This is a genomic window from Bacillus sp. MYb78, from assembly GCF_002975115.1.
Lineage (GTDB): Bacteria > Bacillota > Bacilli > Bacillales > Bacillaceae_G > Bacillus_A > Bacillus_A cereus.
Window position 1 is genome coordinate 114,238 of the sequence record NZ_PCOB01000015.1, and the last position, 20,036, is coordinate 134,273.

Below are 20,036 nucleotides of genomic sequence, written 5' to 3' on the forward strand. Positions count from 1 at the left end.
TTTGTAAAGTGGAAAATACGAAAGCTGTTATGAAACCAGCGAGTATAACGATTAAGAAAAATGGCATAAAGAAGGTACGAAAGTTTAATGTAAAAGTTTTAGTAAGGGCGATTACTATACCGGTTATTATATTAATAATTTGGCAGTTGGCTGGCGTATTCGGTCTTGTTTCTAAAACAGTTTTACCAACACCATTAGATATTTTTCTAGCTTTCCAAGAGCTTATTAAAACAGGAGAGTTATTCGGCCATTTAAGTATTAGTGTATTCAGGGCTGCGGCTGGTTTCTTTATTGGTGGGGGCTTAGGAATCATTTTAGGAACAATTGTTGGATTTTCAACGAGAAGTGAGCAATATTTAGACCCATCTGTGCAAATGTTAAGAACTGTACCTCATTTAGCTGTTGCGCCGCTTTTCGTATTATGGTTCGGTTTTGGTGAAACATCGAAAGTGTTATTAATTGCAGATGGTGCATTTTTTCCTTTATACGTAAACGCATTTTTAGGTATTAGAGGTGTGGATTCAAAGTTATTTGATGTTGCGAGAGTGTTAGAGTTTAGCAAAAGAAAACTAATTACGAAACTAATTTTACCATCTGCATTGCCTAACCTTTTACTAGGAGCAAGGTTATCGTTAGGTGTTGCATGGGTGAGTTTAGTAGTAGCAGAACTTATGGGATCTACAGAAGGTATTGGTTATATGATTATGGATGCAAGGCAATTTTCAAATACAGATATCGTATTTGTCGGCATAATTATCTTTGCATTTGTTGGGAAGTTTTCTGACTCTCTAGTACGTTTACTAGAAGTGAAGTTTTTAAGATGGCGAGATAATTTTAAAGGTGAGACTGGGAATTAACATATAAATTATTAGGGGTAATTTATATAGAATTTGTTAGTATACGTTTCAAAATAAATAAGGGGTGTGTAAAGGTATGGAATTATTATGGTTTATTCCGGCTTATGGAGATGGTCGATATTTAGGAACGACAAAACGAGGAAGAGCAGCTGAATATGGTTATTATAAGCAAGTTGCTGCGGCAGCTGATTATTTAGGATATACGGGTGTTTTACTTCCAACTGGTCAAGGATGTGAAGACCCTTGGGTGTTAGCTTCAGCTCTTGCTGCTGAAACAGAAAAACTAAAATTTTTAGTAGCAGTGAGACCAGGACTAATGTCACCTACAGTTGCAGCGAGGATGGCATCTACATTTGATAGAATTTCAGATGGGAGACTACTTATTAATGTAGTAGCTGGAGGAGATCCAGTTGAACTACAAGGAGATGGATTATATCTTGAGCATGATGAAAGATATGAAGCAGCGGATGAATTTTTAAAGGTTTGGAAATCGACATTGCAAGGTGAAACGATCTCTTTAGAAGGAAAACATATTCAAGTTACAGATAGTAAAGTTGTATTCCCGCCAGTTCAAACACCATATCCTCCTATATATTTCGGAGGATCATCAGCTGCTGGAAAAGAAGTAGCAGCTGAACATAGTGATGTATATTTAACGTGGGGAGAGCCACCAGAGCAAGTGAAAGAGAAAATAGAAGAAGTAAGAAAACTTGCAGAAGAGAAGGGGCGTACAGTACGATTTGGCATTAGATTACACGTAATTGTAAGAGAAATAGAAGAAGAAGCGTGGGAAGAGGCAGAACGTTTAATTCAATATGTGGATAATGAAACAATTGAGCTTGCTCAAAAGACATTTGCAAGATATGATTCGGTTGGTCAAAAGAGGATGACACATTTAAATAAAGGTACGAGAGAGTCGTTAGAGATAAGCCCTAATTTATGGGCTGGAATCGGACTTGTAAGAGGTGGGGCAGGTACTGCACTTGTAGGCAATCCACATACAGTAGCAGAAAGGATAAAAGAATATGAATCGTTAGGAATTGATACGTTTGTTTTATCAGGATATCCGCATTTAGAAGAAGCGTATGAGGTCGCAGAATTGTTATTCCCATTATTGAAAGACGAGAAGAAAGAAGAAAATAAAATTGTTGGTGAAATGATTGCTGATGCATATGCATTAAAAAAATAGTGAGAAATAAAGTTTCACATATTTATTGCTTTATTTTGTTCACTGCCTGTTAATACGGGATAAAAAACCCGCAAGTTATTCGCTTGCGGGTTTTCATCGTAAATTATTAGAAAATATGGTAAAATTAAAGGGTAACTTAAGGTGCGGTTGGTTGTTCAATTATCACTTCTCCGAGTAGGAGGGGGGTGATAATACGTGAGTGAAATAGCGTTGCTACTGCAAGGTGGACTGTTTCTCGTTGCATTGTTAACGTTCGTCGTCGTTTTAATAGACAAGCTCAAAAAATAACAACCCACCTATGCTTATAGAATGTGGGTTGTTTTGTTTGTAAGAAACAAATAGGATAAATGAACAATCCAATCTGCTAAGTTACGTGGACTAGTGTGTAGCCGCACACTAGTCTTTTTTATTTATATACAATTTATAATTGGTTTATGTGATTGTATTGTTCTTTTCATACTCATTATAACACAGTGTCTTTTCATCAAGAAAGGAGACCGTATGTTCTGGTTCCTGTTATATTGTAGGTGCTTTTTCTTTAAACAGCCCATCCATATACTGTTTTAAACTTTGGACATAAAATTTCTGCGTATTCACATTATTTACACCGACAATCGGCGATGGAAGGTCAAATCTTTTTTCTGATAAATGAACGACAACATCAAAGATGTCAAACAAACGAATGAAGCAAAACAGGCCGTCTTTATCGCTAAGTAAAATAAAGTAATGATTTTCACTACTTGTATTTAGCGTATTCCATAAAGAACTTTTGCTTAAATCACGTACAATGCTTTTTTCTTTTAGTTCCACGAAATCTGCATTTGAGAGAATGGTAGAAATATCAATTGCATCTTGATCTTCAAAGTAGCCATCAACTGTTTGTACAGCGAATGTATAAGCCATTTTTAATACACTCATTTTATATTTACGGTTATCTAATAGTAATTCACGTTGAATAGAACTCGCTACTTTCGTTACACGTTCCTCCTTCCAAATTTCATTATGTAAGGAAATATCGTGCTTTTTACATAGTTTCATAATTAATGCATTAGAATAAAGAATCTCGTCGCTTACTTCGACAACATCAGTCTCAGCAGCCGCAAGTTCCTCACCGTGCTCATTCGTATAGAGTGGGGAATCAATTTGTCTTTTCATTTGTTCAATCTTAAATTGACTCAATTTATGCCTAATTAAAGGACGATCAATATTTGTTGTCATTTGTTCATGACAAGTATCACAAATTGAGTTTGTGAAATAATATCCACATAATATTTCTGGAATGACATATTGTTCACTAAGTTCTTTCGTATCTTTTCTGCAAATGATGCATTGTGTCATTTTTATCACCTTTACCTGCAAATTTGTATGTAATCTCATTGTAGTGTATTTATCGGTATTTTGGAATATTGTAAAGGAAAATATTATGTGAAATTCATGCTTATTTTGGTACAATGAATAGAAGTGCTAGTTTAAAGGAGGCCGTTTTTTTGAAATCAAAAGTGCACTTTTGGACATTAGAAGTGCTAATGGTTGTAGGAATCATATTTATTTGCACAAAAATATCATTTTTATTTCAACCGATTGGTATCTTCATATCAACATTGTTTTTCCCAATCTTAATCGCGCTTTTTTTATACTTCATATTTAATCCTGTATTAATCTTTTTGGAGAATAAAAAAGTACCTAGAAATTTAGCGATATTACTGTTATATCTTTTTATCATAACATTAACTGCGGTTGGCGTTGGAGTAGTTGTTCCTACGATTTCACAACAGCTAATGGACTTAGTAAAAAATATGCCAAGCTACATAAAAGAGGGGAAAGTATACATACAAGAATTATCACATCATAGGTTGTTTGAATGGTTATCTACACAAAACTACGTTTCCATTGAAACAATTGAAAAAAATGCGATTGAATACTTAAAAGATATACCAAATACAATTACGTCGAGTGCAACGGCTTTATTTGGTATTATCACGAACGTTGCATTAGTTGTATTTACTGTACCGTTCATTTTATTTTACATGTTTAAAGATGGACATGCCTTTCCGGGAAAAGCGGTAAGTTTATTACCTGAGTCTTACCGTGAAGAGGGGCTTCGTATCATTAAGGAAACGAACGAAACATTATCTGCATATATTCAAGGGCAAGCACTCGTTTGTATATTTGTAGGTGCGTTTACTTTTATCGGTTATTTAATTATCGATTTACCGTACGCTTTCGTTTTAGGAATTATTGCAGCATTTACAAACATCATTCCTAACTTAGGGCCATTTATTGGGGCAGCACCAGCTGTTATTGTAGGACTGTTCGTATCTCCGATGCAAGCCTTATACGTAATTATTATCGTAACAATTGTACAACAGTTTGAAAGTAATATTATTTCACCGCGTATTATGAGCTCGAAATTAAACATTCACCCATTAACAATTATTATCCTAATTTTAGGGGTAGGTAATTTTGCTGGAATCATCGGAATGATTTTAGCAGTACCAGTTTATGCAGTAACAAAAACTGTTGTTTCGAACTTAGTGAGATTGTTTAAGACAAAGAGAAGTAATCGGAAATAGTGAAACCTGAGAAAGATACACCGCTTTTTAAGTGGTGTATCTTTTGTTTATAAATAAATAATTAAAAGCGGGTTGATTTGATTTTATTATATATTTTTTATACATCAAATTCAGTGATAAACTTGTGTGATATAAGCTCTATAAAACTATGTGGAATCCCTCTGAACTATCCAAATCATTTCCTTACAGCGTGCTATCAACATCATAATCGACTCCTTTCAATTCTATATAGTTAAACGATTAAAGGTGAGTGTAGTATTTGCTTCTACGATCTCGAATTTCATCAATAACTTGTTTATATTGTCTTTCTTGTTTTAATTCATTTTGAGATATTGTTTCTTTTTGAATTGTAATCGTTAAAAAGAAAAGGTGAAACTTCATATGTGAATTCCTCCTTTCGAATTGGAATTACAGATGACTACAGTAATGACTTTGTCTTTCTTTTACATGATCTATAGCCTGATTAATTTGTCGTTCATGAAACATTTCAGACTCAGAAAATTTATTTTTTTGAATGGTAATGGTTAAAAAGAATACTTTAAATTTCATTAGATAATTGCCCCTTTATAAGTGATTTAGAAAAAACGAGTGTAATAAGAAATTACAGATGACTACAGTAATGACTTTGTCTTTCTTTTACATGATCCATAGCCTGATTAATTTGTCGCTCATGAAACATTTCAGACTTGGAAAATGTATTTTTTTGAATGGTAATGGTTAAAAAGAATACTTTAAATTTCATTGGATAATGACCCCTTTATAAGTGATTTAGAAAAGACGAGTGTAATAAGAAGATTGGCGCTCTTTTACTTCGTCCATAATGCTTTGGATGTGTTGCTCACGTAAAATCTCTTTCTGTGAAAGCTTACGTTTTTGAATGGTGATTGTTAAAAAGAATGCTTTAAATTTCATGAATATATTACCCCTTTAAAATATATTTTTAATACATTTGAGTGTAGTATGAACTTTTAATGTCAGTTATTTTATCAGTCAGTTGTTTTAACTGTTGTTTACGATTGATTTCAGTTTCAGATAAAGTATTTTTTTGAAGCACAGTCGTAAAAAAGAAAATATGAAAAGTCATAAATGAATTCCTCCTTTCGAAAAGGAATTACAGGTGATCACAGTAAAGTGCTTGGCGCTCCTTAACATCATTCATAGCTTTTTCAATTTGCTCATTATGAAGAATTTCATCTTTAGAAATTGTATTTCTTTGAATCGTAATACTTAAAAACAATACGCTAATAGTCATTGAATGTTGCTCCTTTCTTAGAAAAATAATGTAAGAGACTAAAAAATCGCGCAAAAAAACCACAGGAAGATACAGTTCTCCTATGGCTGGGCGTGAAAAAGCCACAGGAAAGTATACGACCTCCTGTGGCGAATTTATGAATTAAATGAAATAAAGTACGATTTTCAATTCTCCATTAGGGTGGTCGAATTCATATTTAATTGTCCAGAAAACACAGGTGCAGTTAACGCTAAAGTTAATGCATGTAATTGTAATTTCATCATTTCCTTCGACCTCCTTTTAGAATTTTTTTCTTACGTTAGTAAGTATATACAATTAATGGATAATTGTAAACATAAAAAATGAAAATTTTTAATTTTGATTAAAATGCGTATATTTAAAAAGGGATTTGAAAGTAAATATTGTAATTAACGAAATATCGATAAAAATGGGGGATGCTAAATGAAATATATGCATCATAACATGATCGTTATGCTAACAATTTTTTTATTCATTGCGGCTTGTTCTAACGGAGAAAGAATAAAAGATATATATGATGTTAGGTCAGATGATTTTAAGAAATATACTGGGACATACGTTGGTAATAATTCAGATGTGGTTGCAATTATTAATCATTTACCCGGTGGTGAAACAGTTCAAAGTATAAGTTTAGAAAATGAAAATATAAAAGTGAACTATGGTGCAAAAGAGAGTGGAGCTCTTACAGAAGAAATGATTGAGACGTATTGGTTTGATGAGAAAGATACGATGAAGAAGAATTTTCTCTTTAATGCTACCTATCTAGTAATTTTAGTACCAAACGCAAAAGCTTACGAGTTTCAAATAGAAAATAAAAACTTTAAGATAACGAGGGAAGAAATGTTATCAATTTTGCATAGGGAATTCGATGATTTTCCAAAAGAAAAAGATATATGGGATAAAAATAAAGTTATAAAGTTCTTTAACGGCAATGAAGAAAAAATTAAAATGCTTGTGGAAGATAAAGATTTTCGGAAATCTTTATTTGCTAAATATCCAGTGAGCCAGTTGAAATAATGGAGGGGAGAAGATGGAGTTAGTATACAAAATTTCTTATCATAGAATGCAGGATCATTATTTACCTAAATTAGTACAGGCAATTAGGCTCGTTAGTGAAGAAGATTTGTGGAAACAAGAGACCTCTGTTAATTCAATTGGTGGAATCGTACTACATATTTGTGAACATTTACAGAGAAATACAAGGCGTTATAAGGATCCAAATATAGTTTTTGAAAATGGAATTGAAGAATATTTTCCAGTGAAACAAATAAGCTCTGAAGCTTTGTTAAAAACTGTTGAAGAAATATTTGATGAGTGGGGCAAAGCATATATACAGGTCTGGGAAGAAAAAAGGCATATTGATCTTCAAAGTCTATTACATTTGGTTGAGCATACAAGCTATCATTTAGGGCAAGTAGTAGATCGTACAAAATGTATTGAGGGACAACAGTTTAATTTTTGTCAAAATGGTATAAATGAAAAGAATTTGAGAACAAGAGTTGAAACTTCGAATTTTTAGAAAGAGAGACATTCTTAATTGAATGACTCTCTTTTTTGTAAAAGAAATTTATGGAAAAAAATAATTCTATGTGATATGGTTAATTACATAAGTAATGAACCTATGAACCTAAGGTGGTGAAAATGTGAAGCCGACTCTAGAACAAAATAAATTAATATACATACAAATTGCAGAAACGATTGAATCTGATATTTTAAAAGACATATTGCTTGAAGAAGAACAAGTTCCATCGACAAATCAATTTGCGAAGATGTTACAAATAAATCCGGCTACCGCAGCTAAAGGGGTGAATGTATTAGTGGATGAGGGGATTTTATATAAAAAGAGAGGGATCGGGATGTTTGTTGCAAAAGGAGCAAAAGAAGTTGTACTAAAAAAAAGACAAAATACTTTTATGACTGAATATTTACCTAAAGTGTGGGAAGAAGCGAAAGTACTAGAAATATCAAAAGATGAATTGATGGATATGATTCAAAAGATTACGAAGGAGGGGAAAGAGGGATGATTGCACTTGAAACGAAAGATGTAACGAAAAAGTATAAAAAGAAAATAGCTGTAAATGAAGTAACGATTTCATTGGAAGAGAATAAAATATATGGTTTGCTTGGAAGGAACGGAGCAGGGAAAACGACTTTATTAAATTTACTAGCAGGACAAATTACTTCAAGTAGTGGAAGTGTATCAATATTTGGTGAAGATGTTTTTGAAAATAGTAAAGCGATGCAAAATATTTGTTTCGTTAGAGTAAAAGAAGAGTCTCATTTAAGTTATAGCGTAAAAGAAATTTTTAAGATATGTAACATGTTTTATAAAAATTGGGATCAGAAGTTTGCTGAAGAACTGGCGGGTAAATTTCAGCTTAATATAACAGAGAAATACCATAAACTATCTCATGGCATGCAAACAGTTGTAGGAATTATTAAAGGGTTAGCAAGCAGAGCGACAATTACTATTTTTGATGAACCAACTACAGGATTAGACGCAGCACATCGTGAGTTATTTTATAGTTTACTACTAGAAGATTACGGGGAGTATCCCAGAACAATTATATTATCAACACATCTGGTAGAAGAAGTAACCCATGTTATTGAAGAAGTAATTATCATAAAAGAAGGTGCACTTGTTGTTCAATCAACAGTGGAAGATTTATTGCAACAAGGTCATATTATTTCAGGGCAAAAAGGTAAAGTGGAGGAGTTCTTGATTAATAAAAAAGTTATAAATAAAGAAATTTATGGGAATAAAGGTATTGCTGTTATATGGGAAGAATTGTCTAGTGAAGATTATGACTCTATTGAAAAATTAGGATTAGTCATTGATGGAATAACATTACAAAAACTATTTATTCACATAACTGGTGGTGAAGTGAAATGACGATATTAATGAAGCAGTTAAAGTTACATATTAATTTTCATTATAAAGCAATTTTAATATTTTGGATTGTAGCTTTATTAATAAAAGGGGCTTTAAATGCTGCTCATTTAAATGGAGCGAACATTGGTTATTTACCCGAAATTATAAATAACCCGTCAATAGCAATTATGTTGTTTATAGTAGGGAGTGTTTTCATCATACAAGATGAGCTATTTCGTTTAGCTGTTTCATTTGGTGTAACGAGAATTCAATATTTCATCGGAGCAATTTGTTATATCATATTGCAATCCGCAATGTTTTCGTTTCTTCAAATAATGCTTTTGCAAGATATAAAATATAATTTAGTAAATGTTAGTTTTGGGGAGCAATCGGTACAACAATTTATTTTGCACTTCTTATTTTATGTTACAACAGCATGTTTCTTTCAAGTGGTAGTAGTTTTTAAACAACGATTTCAGTGGATTGGTCTTATGATTGGTGGGACCCTTTTCTTATCAACAAATAGTGTACTTTATGGAGAAGCAGGGGTAACTGGTTTATTATTTACAAGTGATGGATCTTTAGTAGATATTCCATATTTTACTGTTATTTCAATTGGATTAACTGTTCTTTATATCATAACTAGTAGTATATTTATTCGTAAAGTATCATTTGAAAAAACAGTTTGAAATATTATTAGATTACTATAGAGAGAAGGATAACAAATGGGAGATACATCTCCACTCATTACAGTCTTTTTATGCATTGCACTACTAATATTTTGGCGTCGTTTTCGCTCCATGCATAAGCCAATAAAGGGATCGGGAAAACGTATTTTATGGCCATTACTATTTTTAACACCAGGTATTGTATGGTTTTTAGGTCCCGTACATCCAGCTATATTACAAGTAATTATAGCGGTATTCATTGGTGTATTTTTTGCTGTGCCGCTTATAGTATTAACAAATTATGAACGAAGAGATGATGGGAATATTTATACGAAAAAAAGTGCAGCTTTTTTAATTACTTTTATTGCACTTGTCTTTTTGAGATACGGTTCAAGAAAATATATTGTTGACTTAGATCAGCAAACGATTGGTTTATTATTTTATGTTGTTGCAGTCTCATATATTATTCCATGGAGAATTGCTTGTTATATAAAGTTTAGGAAAGTTTGGCGGGAAAATAATAATCATGCTATATGAAAACTTCTCATTTGAGAAGTTTTTTTATTTTTATAGGTAAGCAAAACAAGTTGCTGAAGGGCAGGCTATCATAGAATATGATACATATTATAATGAGGAAAAGTTGAGGGGATAAAAATGCGTACAATTTTACTTTTTCTAAACAACATGTCCATCGATAAAATAGAGAACATTAGACATAAACATGATCCTTTATTTGGATTAATTCCACCGCATATAACAATCGTATTCCCATTTAAGAGTAATATTTCAAATGATGAATTAAAATCTCATATTTTTAATGTATCAAAAGGGGGAGGCAAAATTGAAATTGAGTTTGCAAATCGTATCACTAGCGTAGGAAACTATTTGTTTTTAGAAGTTGATAGAGGAAGAAAACAAATAGAAGAACTACATGATAGGCTGTATACAGGACCTTTATTACAATTTTTGAAAGAAGACATTCCGTACATCCCGCATGTAACAGTCGGAAGAAAAGAAAGTGCCGAATTAGCTGCTGAAGTAGTGAAGGAGATTCCTAGTTTTCATGGGAAGTTAAATTGTGTGATTGATAGAATAAGCGCGGAGCGAATTGGAGAGAACGGGGAATCAATTATTGAATTTGAAGTGCCATTTCTAAAAAGCTGACAAAAGTCAGCTTTTTATTTCGTAGCATGAAGTAATGCACCAATTGCACCGCTATTACCACCATCTTGTAAAAAGATTGGTGTTTTATTTTGATATTCAGTGTAGCTACTAATAATATGTTGAAGTTGTACGTTATTACATAAAGTCGAACCAATATAAATAATATGTTCAATGTTTTTTGTTTCAGCGAATTGAAGGCTTAATGCAGTAACGACTTCACCGACAAGTCCTTGTACAGTAGCTAGTATATCGGAGCTACTATTATTTGATTCTGTAATGGCTGCTTTTCCGAAGTTGCTAGCAGTTAAGTTATTATCGATGGGGGAAAGAATACCACCATAAATATCTCCAACCGTAATATCTAGTTCTTTTCTAGATCCTACTTTTGTTAGAGGGATTACATCTTCAAAATGATCTATATTTGTTAACAATTTTGAAAGTCCCATAATAGTCCCACCGCCAACTCCGGTTCCACCAGCGCGAATATATTGTTCATTATAAACATAATGGATAGAAGTACCTGTACCAATATTGGTTAAAATAAAATTGTTTATAGCATGTTTTTCTTCTTTTAATATGTATTGGACACCTGCAAGAGTAGCTTCAAATTCGTTTAGCTCTATTATTTTATATGAACCTGTAAGCAAATGCTGTAATAGTTTCGATTTACCACCCGTAATACATATTTGTTTTATGCCATTGTTGTTTTTAATCCAATCTATTATTTTATGTTGTTCATGCGAATAAAATTTTTCAAAAGTTAATAGCTTTTTTTCGTTAAAATAAGCTATTTTCGTTAATGTGCCTCCAGCATCGATACCGATAGTACGTTCCATTTTCCTGCTCCTAACTACGTAATATGTTTTCCTATTTACTTAATTGGTTGAGAATAGATATTTCCAACTGATATAAGGAACACTTTAATCTGCTTGATATATTAATAGTTTTTCTATAGTTACAATAGGCTGGTCGTTTACAGTTGCAATACCTTTACCAAGAACAAAACCTCGGCGATTGCGCGTTAGTTCATAATGTAAATCAAGTTTATCACCGGGATATGCTTTTCCTTGGAATTCAACTCCATCTAAAGAGGAGAGGAATCCTAGTCCTTCAGAATCACTTGTATGTACAAATGCACTAAGCTGAGCAAGTGCTTCTACAATTAACATATGAGGCATATGTTTTTGACTATCATTTATAAACCATTCGTTATTTGTAATAAGTTTATATCCTGTAACGAATTCACCTTGTTTTACATTTGTTACTTTATCAGTCATTAAAAATGGATAACGATGGGGAAGAGTGTCTTTAATATGCATATGAAAGTACCTCCAATTAATAATACCCCTGCTAAATTTAAGCAGGGGAGTGGGAACTAATTTTTAACTAATTCATTTACTTTTTCAAGAGTGAAAATGCCGCTATTTCTAATGTTTTCAACAACTTGTTGCAACACTTCTTTATCTTGAACGAGTGCAATACGTACGAAGCCTTCTCCGTGAGGTCCAAATGCATGACCAGGTGTAACAACGACATTCGCACGATCCATTAATGCATAAGCGAAGTCTAGAGAAGTCCATCCTTGTGGAATTTCAGCCCAGACAAACATACTACCGGCTGGCTTATCGACATTCCAACCAAATGTTCGGAATCCATCGACTAAAGTATCTCTCCGTTCTTGATAAATATCGCGGTTTTTCTCACAAAATGCCGCGCCATTTCTTAGTGCTGCAGATGCCGCTTTTTGAATTGGTAAAAATACACCGTAGTCGGTATTAGATTTAAATTGAGTAAGTGCACGAACAATTTCTTCGTTTCCAATCATATATCCAATACGGCTACCTGCTAAACTATAACTTTTTGACAAAGAATTGATTTCTACACCAACTTCTTTAGCACCATGTACAGAGAGGAAGCTAATTGGCTTATTACCATCGAAATAAAATTCAGCATAAGCAAAATCATGGACAACGATAATATTATGCTTTTTCGCGAATGCGATTACTTCTTTAAAGAAATCTTCATGAGCCATTGCTGGAACGGGATTCCCTGGGAAGTTTAAAATCATCATCTTCGCTTGATCGGCAATTTCTTCAGGGATGACTCCTAAGTCTGGTAAGAAGTCATTCTCTTTCTTTAAAGGCATGTAGTAAGATGTTGCACCAGCCATTTGAATACCTGTTTCATAAGCTGTATATCCTGGATCAGGAACTAATATAATATCACCTGGATTTGCATAAACCATAGGTAAATGAACGAGCCCGTCTTGTGAACCCATTAATAATAAAACTTCTTTATCCGCATTTAATAAAACGTTATGAGTGTTGTTGTAATATTCAGTTACAGCTTCGTGAAATTCTTGAATACCTGATAATGTATACCCGTAGCTCTCTTTCTCACTCGCTGTATGTACCATTGTTTCTCTTACAAAATCAGCGGGCGGCATATCAGGATTTCCGATGCTCAAATCAATCATGTTATGACCTGCTGCAATTTTTTCTTTTTTATAGGCTCCTAATTCACTAAATATAGAAGATTGGAATGCTTTCATTCTAGTTGCTAACGTGTAAGTCATCAAAACCCCTCCTAAAACAGTGCTTTCATTCTGCGTTTTTAATTATTCTGAAAACACATGTTTATATTTTATCATTTTTTTATGAAAATTAAAACGATTGATAAATTTAGAGGAAGGATTAGCCTATTTTGAAAAAGTATCGATGTAAATAGCGTAGACGTGTTAATTGAAATGTCTATTATAGGATTCATTTTATATAACTTAAGTTATTTTATAGTTTTTATTAAGTATTTGTGGAAGATTTCTAAAGTGAAATAACGCAGAAAATATTTTCTGCGTTTCCTCTGAAATGTAATCATTTCTTTTTATACGTGCATAATTTTTCAGCTGTCAAAAAGTATACATTTAATGTACCGTCGGCAACTTTTAAAGTTTGCTCTGATGTAAATGAATTACCATAATCAATGTGATATACATTAGAATTTTTGACAAATGAGCCTTTATATAAATCGTCTTTATTCTTTGTGGTTTGCATTTCTGCTAAATTTTGCACAATTTCCTCTTTATTTTCTTTTTTGACAACTGTTTCAAATTTATAATATACAGGGCATTCACCATTTTTATTGTCAACGACTTCCCAAGAACCGTATATATCGTTATTGCTGCATCCACTAAGTAGGATGATTAGTATAGGAATTGTAAGTAGAACCTTTTTCATTTTGTGCTCCTTTCTTTTAAATTTGAATAAACGTGCGAATACGATAGGGATATTATAATAAATAAAGTTTAAATTTTTTTAAAGAATTATTTAATTTCATATAAAAATTTAGGAGAAATTAAATAAGCATGAATCTAGTGTAAAGTCAGATTCATGCTAGTACCATAGCCTATGTTATGTCTTTTTTGAGGATAAATAAAGAGGAAAGCAGAAGCACTATTCCATTTAATATATATACGCTTGCGATCATAAAGGCTAACGTACCTGCGCCAAATCCTACTTTATCGAATATAGAAGCAAATGTTGCGATAGTCAAAAAGATAATGGGAGTCAGTAGTAAAAATATGAAACCTGCCACGATTCTTTTTTTAAAACTATGTCCAGATAAGGAAATGGCTAAAAAGTTTAGGATGCTAAACAGCGCAATTGCAAAGAGCAGGACAATAAATACTTCAATGCCATCAGACATTTTACCACTCCTTTTATAAAGAGTCCTCTTTATAATCTATTCGAAATAAAAGAGGGATACTCCTTTAGGTAATTTCAATAAACGTAATAAATAGGCGTATTATAAAACAAAGAAGTATGGCTTCAATATTATATCCATACTTCTTTGTTTATTTTATAAATTCGCAGATTGCGAATGCTGTTTTTCATAATGTTTCTGCTTAGAAAGGGAAATAGAAATAATCAATAATGAAACGACTCCGAAGATGAGAACCATATATTGTAACCCAATTGTATCTAAGAAGAACCCTGTGCCAAGTAAGACGATTTGGAACATAACCCTTTCAAACATATTACGGAATGAGAAGAGGCGACCATGATAACTTTTTTCAACTTTCGTTTGGAAAATCGTCGACATAATAGGGAAGAAGCAGCCAACACTAAACCCAAACAAACCAAATGATGTAAGAGCCATCCATTTTATATCGCTAAAGAACAATGATAGGTGTGCAAAAGCAGTACAAACTGCGAAGAAATATAGTAATTTTTCAGGTTTGAAATGATCAGATAGACGTTTAATTACGAAGGCACCTAACATAAATGCGACACCTTCAATTGTATATATGAACCCTTTAATCGTAGGATCATGTTGCATTTCGCTAATGTTAATAACCATTAAATTAAACCCAGCTATAAATAATAGAGGGATAATACTTAATATAAGTGCTGTAAAAGCAATAGGAATTCCTTTTAAAATACGAAATACTTCCATAAAGCTATTATCTTTTGCAGCTTGTTTACTTGGTGTTGTTGATTTCTTATCTTCGAATTGTAGGAAGAAAGTCGAGAGGAATAATAAGGCGTATGCTGCCATTGAGAAGGCATACATGTACTGTAAACTCATCACAACTAAAAGAATTCCACCTAGTGAAGTACCTGCAATACGAGCGATTGTACCAACATTCATATGTACACCGTTCATTTGTAATAACTCATGCTCACTTACGATGAGTGGAATCACAGATTGTAATGCAGGGAAATAAAATGCTGCTGAAATTTGAAGAGCAACCATAAATGCAATCATAAATGCGATACTTTCAAATTGAATAGCGAAAAACATAAAAATAACACTTAAAACTCGACCAAACCCAGCGTAAAGAAGAACTTTTTTCTTCTCATACTGATCGATGACACGGCCAGCCATAGGTCCAACTAGAACACCGGCTAATAGTCCGATAAATAATATAACTGATTTCATGAAATCAGAAGGGACATATTTTTGCATAAATTCAAGGTTGCCAAGAATACCAAGCCATAATCCTAGACCTGCAATAAACTCCCCAATTAAAACAATCCAAACGTTTTTATTACGCCACATAACATAAAACCTCTCCGTCTTTTAAAATGAAAAACTCGTATATAAAACCTCCTTATTTATGTATTATTTTCATACGAACTTTTTTAGAGTCAGAGTCTATATTACGTGTTTCATAATTGGATTTCAATCTTTTTGATTTGCCGAAAATTTGATTCGTTAATTGATGAAATAAGCAATTAAAATGTAAAAGACATATGGTTAAAAATAGGGAAAATAAAAAAGCAAGAACGTATAACTACGTCTTGCTTTTCTCAAGTGCAAAATTAAAAATTAATTTCACTTAGCAACATTTACGCTCTTGTCCAATAGCTAAAGCGCTAAAAGATAGTGGGCCAACAACTTCTGCGCTTGCACCACTAGTAAGGTTTTCTACAGTTAATGAATATTCGTGTGTTCCACTGCCAACGTTTTGATCTATAGCTTGAAATGTTTGTACATAAAATTGTTCAGAATCTGTAGATTCAATACCTACTTGTGCATTAAAAATTTCAATGTTATCACGGAAAATTCGGAATAAAACTTGTGAAGTCCCAGTTATACCTTCTACACCAATTGTAGCGATTAATTCTACTCGATTATTACGTGAATCTCTACTTGAAATTCTCAATTTCAAATTTGCTAAAATTGCTTTATTTGGAGAAGAGGGGATTGCAAAAGTTGTTTCACCAGTTTTACTTATAGGTTGAGTAGCTTGGTAATCAATGATATGAGTCATATTCGTCACCTCCTCATATACTAGAATATGAGGAGGTGACGAATTAGCTTGGACAAATACTAGATTATTTAATAGAGTCAACAACAATTGTTGAAAAGAAGCAATTTACATAAAAGCATTAAGAATATATCACAATAAGATGATATTTTTCTTAATGCTTTTTGTAATTAAGCGGAATATTCTTCTTTACGTACTTCAAAAAATTCATTACGTCGTAAGTAATTATAGATTTTCTCTGAAACCTTTTCTTCTTCAGACACTAAGAAACGATGATCAAAAGCGTAGAATGATTGACCTTTAATTAATTTTACGTAATACATATTAAACGCCTCCTGACACTTGATTATTACTTGCTTCATATTATGATGGCCTATATGTCTGCTAAAAATACTTGGAGTTTCAAAGGGGGGGAAGTAAAGGGATGAAAGAGCTTACAATTCTGTAAGGTTTATGTCACCTTTTTCGATAGTTTACATTCACCAATTTCTTCTATACTACAAATAAGTTACATAAAATAAGGGGGTAAAAAGATGGATGAAGTAATTGGAGAAGTTGTAGCAGGTATTTGTGAATTTGTAGTGGAAGTAACAGCAGATGCTATAGGAAGTTTAGTTTCCGGAAATGATGAGGAAAAAGAAACATTATAATAATTTGTAAAAGTATAAAGTTGATCAAATTATAAAGGCTGATTTCTAAAGGGAAGTCAGCTTTTTTATTTTTTACATTATATTAATCTGATTTGAATATTCATTTGTTATTATATTGAAGAAACCTATATAAGGAGGTGAATAAACAAATATGTCGAATTCGGGGGCTGATTTATCTGTTTCTCGTTTGATTGTGGCAAATGTAGAGGAAAAGGAATATCATTTTATTGTTCGTGAACATCCGATTGTAGGGAAATTTATATCGCTATTTGAAAATGGAAAAGAATATGGTTTACTAGATAAACAAATCGCTAATAAAGATAAATTTATTACATCGGAGCTTACTAAATTAGATTATTTTAACATAGATGTTTTATATCATACACCTGGATGGATATGGATTGGTATGGATCAATTTGGATTACATGCTCGTGAGGCTACTTATAACGAAGTAGATGTTATTATGAAGTTGAAAGAGGATTTATATTATATAGACGTATATGAAGAAATGAAAATGTAATAAATATTTAATCAGGTTAGGGGAGAAGTTCCCGTAGCCTTTTTTGTTTAATAGTAAAAGTAAAATTTATATTATGTTGATGATAGGACAGCACGATAAGAAGTGAGATGAAAAGAGGATTTGAAAATACATGAAGAGAATTGTAATAATTATATGAATCGTATATGTAAATTACAATAGAAAGAAGATGATAAAATGAGTAAAGAGGAGCTTGTGAAAAAACAGTTTGGCAGTAATGCAGATAAGTATGTGAATAGTAAAATACATGCTAAAGGACAGGACTTACAGCATGTAGTTCAACAAGTTGAATCTCGCCATAATAATCGTCTTCTTGATGTTGCTACTGGTGGCGGACATGTTGCGAATATGTTAGCACCTATGTTTGAAGAAGTAGTTGCACTTGATTTAACAGAACAAATGTTAGAAAAAGCAAAAAGTTTTATAAAGCAGAATGGTCATGAAAATGTGTCTTTTGTAGCAGGAAACGCAGAGGATTTACCATTTGCAGATCATTTTTTTGATACAATTACATGCCGGATTGCAGCCCATCATTTTACGAATCCGGCTCAATTTATTTATGAAGTAAATCGTACGTTGGAGGATAATGGATTATTCATCTTAATAGATAATGTTTCGCCAGAAAATAATGAATATGATACATTTTATAATTTTATAGAAAAGAAGCGGGACCCAAGTCATGAACGAGCTCTAAAAAAGACAGAATGGCTTACTTTATTAGAAAAAAACGGTTTGCAAATGCAGTCATGTCTTACTTTTGATAAGAAGTTTGATTTTGACTGGTGGTGTAATATGATGGATGTCCCTGTACAAAAGCGTGAAAAATTAACAGAATGTATGATGAAAGCACCAAACGAAATGAAGGAATATTTTAATATTCAACTTAAAAATAATAAAGTAGATTCGTTCTATACTGAAATGGCTATGTTTATATGTAAAAAAAGTACAACATTAAAAAGATAAATGTGTTGCAGTCTTTCTGAAGTACGATATACTTAGTACAGAGAAACTGTGAATTGAGGAATAGTTATTATGATTCGTGTACGCATTGAAGGTACTGAGGAAGAAATGCTTGAATTTATGGGGAAAATGCCAGACATTCCTGGATTTGAAAAGACACATATGAGAGAGCCAAGAAAAGGAAATAACCCGAAATACGATTCAAGTAAAAATGTACTAGCATATTTGTCTTATAAAAAGATTGAAGTCGCCAATAAATAGGCGGCTTTTTTAGTTTGCGCTGTTTCACCGCCTTGTCTTTTTCACATAATAATAATAGTAGATTATGCTGAAGAGGGGTGAGAATAGTTAATAAGAAAATCATCTTTTTTGGAGACTTTGGTATTGATGACGCCGTAGCGTTAATTTATGCAAATAAAACATGTAAATTAGATATTCTAGGTATTGTTGCAGAGTACGGGAATGTATCACGAGATATCGTTACGGAAAATGTTTATTTTTTAGAAAGGTACTATGCTACACAAGTGAAAATTATTGAAGGTGCGAGTAGGCCGATGACAGCTGAAGAACCTTTGTTTTTCCCTGAAATCCATGGGGATCATGGTTTAGGTCCTATTATTCCACCTGAAATGAGAATTTGTAAACGAGAAAATTTTTGTGAATTAATCAAATTAATCGAACCTTGTCCAGAAGATATTATAATTGTGGCGACAGGAAGACTAACGACGCTTGCTACGTTATTTTTATTGTATCCAAATATAATGGATCGTATTTGTTCGTATTATATAATGGGCGGCGCTTTCCTATTTCCAGGTAATGTTACACCAGTATCTGAAGCGAATTTTTATGGTGATCCAATTGCAGCAAATATTGTTATGAAATATGCGAAAAATGCTACTATATACCCGTTAAATGTAACACAGGGTGCGCTTATTACGCCTGAAATGGCCAATATAATAGATAAACAAGGAACTGGACAGGCGAAACTCATTAAACCAATGATTGATTTTTATTATGAGAATTTTTATAAAAAAGAATATCCAGGTATTGGTGGAAGTCCCATACACGATTTACTACCGTTTGTCTCGTTTATAAACGATAGTATTTTCGAATATAAAAAATCGGCAGTGTGGATTAGTACGACAAATGATGTGACTAGGGGCCAAAGTGTAGCTGATTTTAGAAAAATAGCTGAACCAACAAGGTTTGATGATCGGCCGATTCAGAGAATTGCTGTTGGTTTTAACTATCCTGCTTTTAAAGAAGAGTTTATGCGAACAATATTGAAGCCAGATTGTCCTTAATGTGTGTAATAACAAGTCGGATAAATCGTTAGTTCGAAAAATAGTTTATCGGTGTGTATTATTCTCAAAAATCTTATAGTTGAGCAGCATGAATAACTTATGAAAAATGTCACATAACTAATGGTAAGCAATTGTTTCTAATTATATTTTGATTGGTTAAATATAAAGACCTGCGGTAGTATGTCAACTGAGAAATAACAAAGTTTAAAGTTGTCAAAGGT

30 protein-coding genes are annotated in these 20,036 nt (G+C 32.6%); 15 read left to right on the forward strand and 15 right to left on the reverse strand.

Annotated features, from left to right (window positions below; all coding sequences use genetic code 11):
* The first annotated feature begins 8 nt into the window (after positions 1–8).
* The 3 genes from CQ064_RS23630 to CQ064_RS33935 all read left to right on the forward strand — a co-directional run bounded on the left by CQ064_RS23630 (position 9) and on the right by CQ064_RS33935 (position 2,334).
* Positions 9–857 (forward strand): ABC transporter permease, encoded by an 849-nt coding sequence (locus CQ064_RS23630; RefSeq protein ID WP_000432133.1) that lies wholly within the window; start codon positions 9–11, stop codon positions 855–857.
* 76 nt (positions 858–933) lie between these two features.
* On the forward strand, positions 934–2,046 hold the full coding sequence (ssuD, locus tag CQ064_RS23635; RefSeq protein ID WP_000422251.1) for an FMNH2-dependent alkanesulfonate monooxygenase: 1,113 nt from the start codon (positions 934–936) through the stop codon (positions 2,044–2,046).
* Positions 2,047–2,241: 195 nt separating this feature from the next.
* Positions 2,242–2,334, forward strand: coding sequence for a putative holin-like toxin (locus CQ064_RS33935; RefSeq protein ID WP_001289320.1), 93 nt, complete (start codon positions 2,242–2,244; stop codon positions 2,332–2,334).
* A 228-nt stretch (positions 2,335–2,562) separates the two neighbouring features.
* Here the strand turns inward: CQ064_RS33935 and CQ064_RS23645 are convergent, their stop codons facing one another.
* On the reverse strand, positions 2,563–3,384 hold the full coding sequence (locus CQ064_RS23645; RefSeq protein WP_000189715.1) for an HNH endonuclease: 822 nt from the start codon (positions 3,382–3,384) through the stop codon (positions 2,563–2,565).
* A 149-nt stretch (positions 3,385–3,533) separates the two neighbouring features.
* Between CQ064_RS23645 and CQ064_RS23650 the strand changes: the two genes are divergently transcribed.
* Complete coding sequence (locus CQ064_RS23650) at positions 3,534–4,619, forward strand: AI-2E family transporter (RefSeq protein WP_000837894.1); 1,086 nt, start codon at positions 3,534–3,536, stop codon at positions 4,617–4,619.
* A 240-nt stretch (positions 4,620–4,859) separates the two neighbouring features.
* Here CQ064_RS23650 and CQ064_RS23655 read toward each other — a convergent pair whose 3' ends face one another.
* From CQ064_RS23655 to CQ064_RS23680, 6 genes are read right to left on the reverse strand one after another with little or no spacing between them, the layout of a single operon-like run.
* Positions 4,860–5,000 carry a YrzI family small protein gene (locus CQ064_RS23655; RefSeq protein WP_000668497.1) on the reverse strand — a complete coding sequence of 47 codons (141 nt, stop codon included), beginning with the start codon at positions 4,998–5,000 and terminating at the stop codon, positions 4,860–4,862.
* 27 nt (positions 5,001–5,027) lie between these two features.
* Complete coding sequence (locus CQ064_RS23660) at positions 5,028–5,168, reverse strand: YrzI family small protein (RefSeq protein ID WP_000669802.1); 141 nt, start codon at positions 5,166–5,168, stop codon at positions 5,028–5,030.
* Positions 5,169–5,220: 52 nt separating this feature from the next.
* A complete protein-coding gene (locus CQ064_RS23665) occupies positions 5,221–5,361 on the reverse strand; it encodes a YrzI family small protein (RefSeq protein WP_000669810.1) in 141 nt (46 codons plus the stop codon).
* A gap of 26 nt (positions 5,362–5,387) precedes the next feature.
* Positions 5,388–5,531, reverse strand: a complete 144-nt coding sequence (locus CQ064_RS23670; protein WP_000668965.1) for a YrzI family small protein — start codon at positions 5,529–5,531, stop codon at positions 5,388–5,390.
* 28 nt (positions 5,532–5,559) lie between these two features.
* Positions 5,560–5,703, reverse strand: coding sequence for a YrzI family small protein (locus CQ064_RS23675; RefSeq protein ID WP_000142729.1), 144 nt, complete (start codon positions 5,701–5,703; stop codon positions 5,560–5,562).
* A 27-nt stretch (positions 5,704–5,730) separates the two neighbouring features.
* Positions 5,731–5,871 carry a YrzI family small protein gene (locus CQ064_RS23680; RefSeq protein WP_000156193.1) on the reverse strand — a complete coding sequence of 47 codons (141 nt, stop codon included), beginning with the start codon at positions 5,869–5,871 and terminating at the stop codon, positions 5,731–5,733.
* A gap of 441 nt (positions 5,872–6,312) precedes the next feature.
* On the opposite strand from CQ064_RS23680, the gene CQ064_RS23690 reads away from it, so the two are divergent.
* From CQ064_RS23690 to CQ064_RS23720, 7 genes are all read left to right on the forward strand, one after another.
* Positions 6,313–6,906, forward strand: a complete 594-nt coding sequence (locus tag CQ064_RS23690; RefSeq protein ID WP_000876537.1) for a DUF4825 domain-containing protein — start codon at positions 6,313–6,315, stop codon at positions 6,904–6,906.
* 13 nt (positions 6,907–6,919) lie between these two features.
* Positions 6,920–7,408: a DinB family protein gene (locus CQ064_RS23695; RefSeq protein ID WP_000424643.1), complete on the forward strand. Its 489-nt coding sequence runs from the start codon at positions 6,920–6,922 to the stop codon at positions 7,406–7,408.
* Positions 7,409–7,532: 124 nt separating this feature from the next.
* The gene (locus tag CQ064_RS23700; RefSeq protein WP_000805185.1) at positions 7,533–7,913 is read left to right on the forward strand and encodes a GntR family transcriptional regulator; all 381 of its coding nucleotides are present in this window, start codon (positions 7,533–7,535) and stop codon (positions 7,911–7,913) included.
* Positions 7,910–8,782, forward strand: a complete 873-nt coding sequence (locus CQ064_RS23705) for an ABC transporter ATP-binding protein (protein WP_000560922.1) — start codon at positions 7,910–7,912, stop codon at positions 8,780–8,782. The genes CQ064_RS23700 and CQ064_RS23705 overlap by 4 nt, the downstream gene beginning before the upstream one ends.
* Positions 8,779–9,450, forward strand: coding sequence for a DUF4052 family protein (locus tag CQ064_RS23710; RefSeq protein WP_000153893.1), 672 nt, complete (start codon positions 8,779–8,781; stop codon positions 9,448–9,450). The genes CQ064_RS23705 and CQ064_RS23710 overlap by 4 nt, the downstream gene beginning before the upstream one ends.
* Positions 9,451–9,486: 36 nt before the next feature.
* Complete coding sequence (locus CQ064_RS23715) at positions 9,487–9,966, forward strand: CcdC family protein (protein ID WP_000502958.1); 480 nt, start codon at positions 9,487–9,489, stop codon at positions 9,964–9,966.
* Between the two features lie 117 nt (positions 9,967–10,083).
* Positions 10,084–10,593, forward strand: a complete 510-nt coding sequence (locus CQ064_RS23720; RefSeq protein WP_001259204.1) for a 2'-5' RNA ligase family protein — start codon at positions 10,084–10,086, stop codon at positions 10,591–10,593.
* A gap of 14 nt (positions 10,594–10,607) precedes the next feature.
* On the opposite strand, the gene coaW is transcribed toward CQ064_RS23720, so the two are convergent.
* The 8 genes from coaW to CQ064_RS23760 form a co-directional block, all read right to left on the reverse strand.
* Positions 10,608–11,429, reverse strand: a complete 822-nt coding sequence (coaW, locus tag CQ064_RS23725; protein WP_000442490.1) for a type II pantothenate kinase — start codon at positions 11,427–11,429, stop codon at positions 10,608–10,610.
* A gap of 84 nt (positions 11,430–11,513) precedes the next feature.
* Positions 11,514–11,912 (reverse strand): 3-hydroxyacyl-ACP dehydratase FabZ family protein, encoded by a 399-nt coding sequence (locus CQ064_RS23730; RefSeq protein ID WP_000547672.1) that lies wholly within the window; start codon positions 11,910–11,912, stop codon positions 11,514–11,516.
* A gap of 56 nt (positions 11,913–11,968) precedes the next feature.
* Positions 11,969–13,168, reverse strand: coding sequence for an LL-diaminopimelate aminotransferase (locus CQ064_RS23735; RefSeq protein WP_000222702.1), 1,200 nt, complete (start codon positions 13,166–13,168; stop codon positions 11,969–11,971).
* Positions 13,169–13,463: 295 nt separating this feature from the next.
* The gene (locus tag CQ064_RS23740; protein WP_000757020.1) at positions 13,464–13,826 is read right to left on the reverse strand and encodes a hypothetical protein; all 363 of its coding nucleotides are present in this window, start codon (positions 13,824–13,826) and stop codon (positions 13,464–13,466) included.
* Between the two features lie 169 nt (positions 13,827–13,995).
* Positions 13,996–14,295, reverse strand: a complete 300-nt coding sequence (locus CQ064_RS23745) for a hypothetical protein (RefSeq protein ID WP_001279465.1) — start codon at positions 14,293–14,295, stop codon at positions 13,996–13,998.
* A 153-nt stretch (positions 14,296–14,448) separates the two neighbouring features.
* Entirely contained in the window at positions 14,449–15,651 is a 1,203-nt protein-coding gene (locus CQ064_RS23750; protein ID WP_000269265.1) for an MFS transporter, read from the reverse strand.
* A 280-nt stretch (positions 15,652–15,931) separates the two neighbouring features.
* Complete coding sequence (exsC, locus tag CQ064_RS23755) at positions 15,932–16,366, reverse strand: exosporium protein ExsC (RefSeq protein WP_000148807.1); 435 nt, start codon at positions 16,364–16,366, stop codon at positions 15,932–15,934.
* A 167-nt stretch (positions 16,367–16,533) separates the two neighbouring features.
* Entirely contained in the window at positions 16,534–16,686 is a 153-nt protein-coding gene (locus CQ064_RS23760; RefSeq protein ID WP_000291907.1) for a YqbF domain-containing protein, read from the reverse strand.
* A 478-nt stretch (positions 16,687–17,164) separates the two neighbouring features.
* Here CQ064_RS23760 and CQ064_RS23770 point away from each other — a divergent pair, with 478 nt between their 5' ends.
* The 4 genes from CQ064_RS23770 (at position 17,165) to CQ064_RS23785 (ending at position 19,815) form a co-directional block, all read left to right on the forward strand.
* A complete protein-coding gene (locus CQ064_RS23770; protein ID WP_000071473.1) occupies positions 17,165–17,533 on the forward strand; it encodes a hypothetical protein in 369 nt (122 codons plus the stop codon).
* 195 nt (positions 17,534–17,728) lie between these two features.
* Positions 17,729–18,514: a class I SAM-dependent methyltransferase gene (locus tag CQ064_RS23775; RefSeq protein WP_000031312.1), complete on the forward strand. Its 786-nt coding sequence runs from the start codon at positions 17,729–17,731 to the stop codon at positions 18,512–18,514.
* 69 nt (positions 18,515–18,583) lie between these two features.
* Positions 18,584–18,772: a DUF3970 family protein gene (locus CQ064_RS23780; RefSeq protein WP_000621885.1), complete on the forward strand. Its 189-nt coding sequence runs from the start codon at positions 18,584–18,586 to the stop codon at positions 18,770–18,772.
* Between the two features lie 77 nt (positions 18,773–18,849).
* Positions 18,850–19,815, forward strand: a complete 966-nt coding sequence (locus CQ064_RS23785; RefSeq protein ID WP_001223685.1) for a nucleoside hydrolase — start codon at positions 18,850–18,852, stop codon at positions 19,813–19,815.
* Positions 19,816–20,036: the final 221 nt, after the last annotated feature.

What these genes read in the sequence shown, in the direction of transcription:
- ssuD (WP_000422251.1), top strand. Translation starts at nt 934, where the DNA reads ATGGAATTATTATGGTTTATTCCGGCTTATGGAGATGGTCGATATTTA.
- CQ064_RS23645 (WP_000189715.1), bottom strand. Translation starts at nt 3,384, where the DNA reads ATGACACAATGCATCATTTGCAGAAAAGATACGAAAGAACTTAGTGAA.
- CQ064_RS23655 (WP_000668497.1), bottom strand. Translation starts at nt 5,000, where the DNA reads ATGAAGTTTCACCTTTTCTTTTTAACGATTACAATTCAAAAAGAAACA.
- CQ064_RS23660 (WP_000669802.1), bottom strand. Translation starts at nt 5,168, where the DNA reads ATGAAATTTAAAGTATTCTTTTTAACCATTACCATTCAAAAAAATAAA.
- CQ064_RS23665 (WP_000669810.1), bottom strand. Translation starts at nt 5,361, where the DNA reads ATGAAATTTAAAGTATTCTTTTTAACCATTACCATTCAAAAAAATACA.
- CQ064_RS23670 (WP_000668965.1), bottom strand. Translation starts at nt 5,531, where the DNA reads ATGAAATTTAAAGCATTCTTTTTAACAATCACCATTCAAAAACGTAAG.
- CQ064_RS23675 (WP_000142729.1), bottom strand. Translation starts at nt 5,703, where the DNA reads ATGACTTTTCATATTTTCTTTTTTACGACTGTGCTTCAAAAAAATACT.
- CQ064_RS23680 (WP_000156193.1), bottom strand. Translation starts at nt 5,871, where the DNA reads ATGACTATTAGCGTATTGTTTTTAAGTATTACGATTCAAAGAAATACA.
- CQ064_RS23690 (WP_000876537.1), top strand. Translation starts at nt 6,313, where the DNA reads ATGAAATATATGCATCATAACATGATCGTTATGCTAACAATTTTTTTA.
- CQ064_RS23695 (WP_000424643.1), top strand. Translation starts at nt 6,920, where the DNA reads ATGGAGTTAGTATACAAAATTTCTTATCATAGAATGCAGGATCATTAT.
- CQ064_RS23705 (WP_000560922.1), top strand. Translation starts at nt 7,910, where the DNA reads ATGATTGCACTTGAAACGAAAGATGTAACGAAAAAGTATAAAAAGAAA.
- CQ064_RS23710 (WP_000153893.1), top strand. Translation starts at nt 8,779, where the DNA reads ATGACGATATTAATGAAGCAGTTAAAGTTACATATTAATTTTCATTAT.
- CQ064_RS23715 (WP_000502958.1), top strand. Translation starts at nt 9,487, where the DNA reads ATGGGAGATACATCTCCACTCATTACAGTCTTTTTATGCATTGCACTA.
- CQ064_RS23720 (WP_001259204.1), top strand. Translation starts at nt 10,084, where the DNA reads ATGCGTACAATTTTACTTTTTCTAAACAACATGTCCATCGATAAAATA.
- coaW (WP_000442490.1), bottom strand. Translation starts at nt 11,429, where the DNA reads ATGGAACGTACTATCGGTATCGATGCTGGAGGCACATTAACGAAAATA.
- CQ064_RS23730 (WP_000547672.1), bottom strand. Translation starts at nt 11,912, where the DNA reads ATGCATATTAAAGACACTCTTCCCCATCGTTATCCATTTTTAATGACT.
- CQ064_RS23735 (WP_000222702.1), bottom strand. Translation starts at nt 13,168, where the DNA reads ATGACTTACACGTTAGCAACTAGAATGAAAGCATTCCAATCTTCTATA.
- CQ064_RS23740 (WP_000757020.1), bottom strand. Translation starts at nt 13,826, where the DNA reads ATGAAAAAGGTTCTACTTACAATTCCTATACTAATCATCCTACTTAGT.
- CQ064_RS23745 (WP_001279465.1), bottom strand. Translation starts at nt 14,295, where the DNA reads ATGTCTGATGGCATTGAAGTATTTATTGTCCTGCTCTTTGCAATTGCG.
- CQ064_RS23750 (WP_000269265.1), bottom strand. Translation starts at nt 15,651, where the DNA reads ATGTGGCGTAATAAAAACGTTTGGATTGTTTTAATTGGGGAGTTTATT.
- exsC (WP_000148807.1), bottom strand. Translation starts at nt 16,366, where the DNA reads ATGACTCATATCATTGATTACCAAGCTACTCAACCTATAAGTAAAACT.
- CQ064_RS23760 (WP_000291907.1), bottom strand. Translation starts at nt 16,686, where the DNA reads ATGTATTACGTAAAATTAATTAAAGGTCAATCATTCTACGCTTTTGAT.
- CQ064_RS23770 (WP_000071473.1), top strand. Translation starts at nt 17,165, where the DNA reads ATGTCGAATTCGGGGGCTGATTTATCTGTTTCTCGTTTGATTGTGGCA.
- CQ064_RS23775 (WP_000031312.1), top strand. Translation starts at nt 17,729, where the DNA reads ATGAGTAAAGAGGAGCTTGTGAAAAAACAGTTTGGCAGTAATGCAGAT.
- CQ064_RS23780 (WP_000621885.1), top strand. Translation starts at nt 18,584, where the DNA reads ATGATTCGTGTACGCATTGAAGGTACTGAGGAAGAAATGCTTGAATTT.